Genomic DNA, 4590 nt, shown 5'->3' on the forward strand with positions numbered 1-4590 from the left:
GGGTTGCACCTGTTATTGACGAGAACCAGACTAGGCTTGATCGTCCGAGCGGGCGTGATCGATAAGGAAATGGTGCAGGCACTCGGCATCAATATTAAACAAGTGTTTACCTTTGTCTTTTTGCTGGGGGCAGGTATGGCTGCGCTAGGAGGAAGTCTCTTGGCACCGTATTCTGGGGTTATTTTTGCGGAAATGGGTATGCAGTATGCGATTCTGGCATTCATCGTCGTTATTGTCGGTGGGATGGGAAGCGTTCAAGGCTCTATGATCGCGGCGCTTTTAGTAGGGGTGCTTGGCTCGTTTATGGCTTACTTTGTTCCAGAGCTTTCACTGGCAGTGAATATGCTGCTGATGTTGGCAGTGCTGCTTATCAAACCATCCGGCCTGTTTGGAGCGAAGGGGTGATCATGCGTTGACTACATCCGGATTGTTGAGCCATCGTTTTATTCTTTTTGTGTTTTTGTCTTTGGCGGTTTTGCCGTTTCTTTCAGACTCCAGGAGCATGTACATCTTGTTCACCCAAATCTTTATCTTTGCGATTTTTGCGATGAGCTTTGATTTGTTGCTCGGCTATACGGGGATCGTCTCATTCGGCCACTGTATGTTTTTTGGAATAGGTGCGTACTCTGTGTCTTTATTCCTGAAAANNAAGTCATTTTTATGCGATGCTGACCTTGGCGATTTCCCAGCTGCTATTCGTATTGGCAGAAAAATGGCGCTCGCTGACGATGGGTGGGGATGGCTTCACCTTCCCGGTGCCCGAGCTGTTTCGGGATCGTTTGTCCTTTTACTATGTATGCCTAATCCTAATGGTCATGCTGTTCGTCATCTTGCGGGCGTTTACGCACTCTCCACTCGGCAAGGTACTGAAAGCCATCGGTCAAAATGAACAGCGTGCGGAAGCGTTAGGCTATCAAATTCTTCATTATAAGGTAATCGTCAGTATTGTCGCTGGAGTGGTTGCAGCGATTAGTGGAGGCTTGTACGCGGTCATGCTGCGATTCGTAAACACCCAAGTGTTTTCAATTGAAACGACGCTGGATGCACTCTTGATGAGCATGATCGGTGGGCTGGGAACGCTATTTGGCTCTATTTTGGGGTCGGGGATCGTAGAGCTGGCCCATCACGGACTGACTGAGTTGGCGAAGCTTCACCCAATATTCGAGAGATGGGTCATTTTCCTTGGCTTGCTCTATATTTTGGTCGTTCTCTGCTTTCCGAGTGGAATTGTCGGCAGCTTTCAAGAGTGGAGGGAAAAAAGAAAACAGCGTTCTGTGCAGGCTGCGACGTTCACGGAGAATGTAGAGCGATTGGAATGAAAGAAGAGAGGTCAACCCATGCAAAAGGTTGGCCTTTTTTTGTCCCATTTTTGTCGAAAGAAAAAGGTGAGAATTATAGTGATGTCGAATTATTATTTATCAATCTTAGAAAAGGTGGGGATGTACCTATGGAATTGAACTTTCCAGAAAATTATAACTTCGCTGCCCAGGTGGACGAATGGGCGAAAAAACACCCGGAGAGACGAGCCGTTTGGGAGTTAGATGAACAAGGTCAGGAACATATCCTTACGTACGAAGATTTGCGCCAATATTCAAATAAGATCGCAAATGGTCTAGGTTCCATTGGAATCGAGCATGGGGATCGGGTACTCGTCCTGGTTTCTAGAGGAACATTGGCTTATGGTCTCTATTTGGCACTGCTGAAGCTGGGGGCAGTGATTTTGCCAGGGTCTGAAATGCTGCGTTACAAAGATATCGAGTACCGGATCAATCATGCAAAAGTAAAGGCTGTGATCAGCTTCGCGGGAGCAATGAGTGAGGTTGATCTAACGAGAGGCAACTGTTCTACGCTGCAACACTACATCACGACGGGCGAAGAGAAAGAAGGCTGGATTTCGCTTGAGGGGTTGCTCCAGGGGCAGGACACAGAATTTGAGGTAGTAAACACGAAGTCGGATGAGCTGGCCTTCCTGTCTTATACATCAGGCACGACTGGAGGACCAAAAGGGGTTATGCACGTTCACGGTTGGCCGTTTGCGCATTTGGCTGTAGCCGCTACGCAGTGGCTGGACGTTCGTGAAGGTGATGTGGTTTGGGCAACCGCTGGGCCTGGCTGGGCCAAGTGGATCTGGAGCCCGTTTGTCTCTACGTTGGGGCTGGGAGCGACCGCATTTGTCTATAAAGGAAAGTTTTCTGCGGAGAATTATTTGACGATTCTGCAAAAATATCCGGTTTCTGTCTTGTGTGCGACGCCGACCGAGTACAGGATCATGGCAAAAGTAACGGATTTAGAACAATACAAGCTGTCCGCTTTGCGCTCCGCATGCTCCGCTGGTGAACCGCTCAATCGGGAAGTAATCGACACATTCCGCCGCGTCTTCCAATTGACCGTGCGAGATGGATACGGACAGACAGAGAACACTTTGTTAGTGGGTACCTTTGTCGGCATGGAGCCAAGGCCAGGTTCAATGGGCAAGCCCTCACCAGTTGTGAGGATCGCCATTATTGACGAAGAAGGAGCGGAGTTGCCAGTAGGCAAGGTAGGCGATATTGCTATTGATCGCCATATGGTAGCGCTGTTCAAAGGCTATCTGGATGATCCCGAGCGCACTGCCAGAGCGTTTCGCGGCGACTGGTACGTGACGGGTGATCAAGGTCGCATGGACGAAGATGGCTACATCTGGTTCGAAGGACGTTCAGACGACATTATCATTTCAGGCGGATATACAATTGGTCCGTTTGAGGTCGAGGATGCGTTGGTGAAGCACGCGGCAGTAGCGGAATGTGCGGCGGTTGCCAGTCCTGATCCAGAGCGCGGGCATGTGGTAAAAGCTTATGTGGTCCTGAAAAAAGGAAATGAGCCATCCGAAGAGTTGATCGTCGAATTGCAAAATCATGTCAAGCAATTAACTGCTCCTTATAAATACCCACGCAAAATCGAATTTGTACAGGAGCTGCCAAAGACGACCTCCGGTAAAATCAGACGGATCGAGCTGCGGCAGCAGGAGGCACAGCAAAATCAGCACTCGTAGTGAATAGTTTGTCTTACGAAATTGTAAGATTGCTGTAAGTGGATTCGATGGGACGAAATGCGCACATCCCCTACAATATGAGTAGAAGCAAGGCAAGGGGGAATGCAGCATGAACCACCTTCCAATCCCATTAGGAAGAAACACCGACTTGTATGAAGCGGCGAGCATGCCCAAGAGCATGAAGAAATTCGGTGTTCGTTGGAAAAAACGACTGCGTATCAGTTTTCTCGTGATCATGATGGCCGCTATCCTGGCGCCGATCGTGCTTGCGTGGACAGGGAATATATGGATAGATGAAAAAAAGCTGGCTGCTGTTCAGCAATCCAACAGCTATGTAAAGCTGGACGAAATGCCTGACTACGTATGGAAGGCGTTCGTTGCGATAGAGGATCATCGGTTTATGCAGCATCCAGGAGTGGACCCGATTGGATTGAGTCGCGCGATCTGGGTGGATATCAAGGAAGGTGCCTACGTGCAGGGCGGAAGTACAATCACCATGCAGTTGGCGCGGAACCTGTTTCTGACAAACGACAAAACGATGACTAGAAAAGTGAAGGAAGTCGCGATCGCTTTGCAATTGGAACAGCGATACAGCAAAAAGGAACTGCTCGAAATGTACCTCAACGTCATTTATTTCGGGCACGGAAAATACGGGATCGGCGAGGCTGTGCCCTTTTATTTCGGAAAAAATGCAACAGAAACAGGAGATCGAGCGGTAACCCTGGGCGAAGCGGCCATGCTGGCTTCTTTGCCGAAAGGACCAGAGCGTTACTCACCGGTAAAGAACTGGGACCGAGCCAAAGAGCGGCAGGCGGTTGTGCTGAATCGGATGAACGAATTGGCAGTGATCGATCAAGGAGAGAGTGCATTGGCTAAGAACGAGTCGATATCGGTTGTTCCTACTGCCAAACGCGCAGTGAAGTAAAAAAAGTATGGAATCCCCTGTCTGGATGGCAGGGGATTTTTGCTATGGAACAGATCAAGCATGTAACTGACACGATCCGCTGCCAAGACACTATAAACCGCTGAACGCTTGCAAAGGTCAGCGGGGGATGTAGATGGAAGTGTAAAAAGCAAGTGAACAAGTGACCAGTCCGCAAAGGTATGCAGATTGGTCACTTGTTCTTGTTGAGGGACTTTTACGTCGTTCGGTTCACAGCCTTGCCCAGCGCATCTTCTAATACATGCGCATACTGCATGGTCGTTTCAATTTTGGAGTGCCCCAGCTGTGCTTGAAGCTGATGGGGGTCAGGATTCAAGCGAAGAAACTGTGTAGCAAAGCTGTGCCGAAGCTTATGAACAGACAAATCAGGGATGCCGAATGCTTTGGCGTACTTTTTGACCAGCTTTTGGACAGACCGCACTTCGATGCGATGCCCATTCGGATTGGTAGGGGAAACAGCGAGAAAAACAGCATCCTCTTGGGGTTCGGGATTGTATTTGTCACGCAGCTGTAAGTATTTGGCTAAGTAGTCCTTGCCCCAGTCACTGAAAAAAGGAGCGTCCTCTTTCTTTCCTTTACGAATCAACTTCAACTGGTTTTTCTCCATTATAATGTC

The 4590-nt window shown here is 48.9% G+C and carries 4 protein-coding genes and 1 pseudogene; 4 read left to right on the forward strand and 1 reads right to left on the reverse strand.

The window, feature by feature from the left end; genetic code table 11:
- The 4 genes and pseudogenes from C7R94_RS26705 to C7R94_RS26720 form a co-directional block, all read left to right on the forward strand.
- On the forward strand, positions 1-405 hold a 405-nt coding region (locus C7R94_RS26705), incomplete at its 5' end, for an ABC transporter permease subunit (protein WP_483296249.1).
- Between the two features lie 49 nt (positions 406-454).
- Positions 455-1319: pseudogene (locus C7R94_RS26710) on the forward strand (branched-chain amino acid ABC transporter permease).
- A 128-nt stretch (positions 1320-1447) separates the two neighbouring features.
- The gene (locus C7R94_RS26715) at positions 1448-3031 is read left to right on the forward strand and encodes an acetate--CoA ligase (RefSeq protein ID WP_106785649.1); all 1584 of its coding nucleotides are present in this window, start codon (positions 1448-1450) and stop codon (positions 3029-3031) included.
- A 109-nt stretch (positions 3032-3140) separates the two neighbouring features.
- On the forward strand, positions 3141-3956 hold the full coding sequence (locus C7R94_RS26720) for a transglycosylase domain-containing protein (protein ID WP_106785648.1): 816 nt from the start codon (positions 3141-3143) through the stop codon (positions 3954-3956).
- A 214-nt stretch (positions 3957-4170) separates the two neighbouring features.
- Here C7R94_RS26720 and C7R94_RS26725 read toward each other — a convergent pair.
- Positions 4171-4590: tyrosine-type recombinase/integrase (locus C7R94_RS26725; protein WP_146142822.1), on the reverse strand; the 420-nt coding region annotated here is incomplete at its 5' end.

The organism is Brevibacillus sp. NRRL NRS-603, from assembly GCF_003013445.1.
GTDB classification, from domain to species: domain Bacteria; phylum Bacillota; class Bacilli; order Brevibacillales; family Brevibacillaceae; genus Brevibacillus; species Brevibacillus formosus.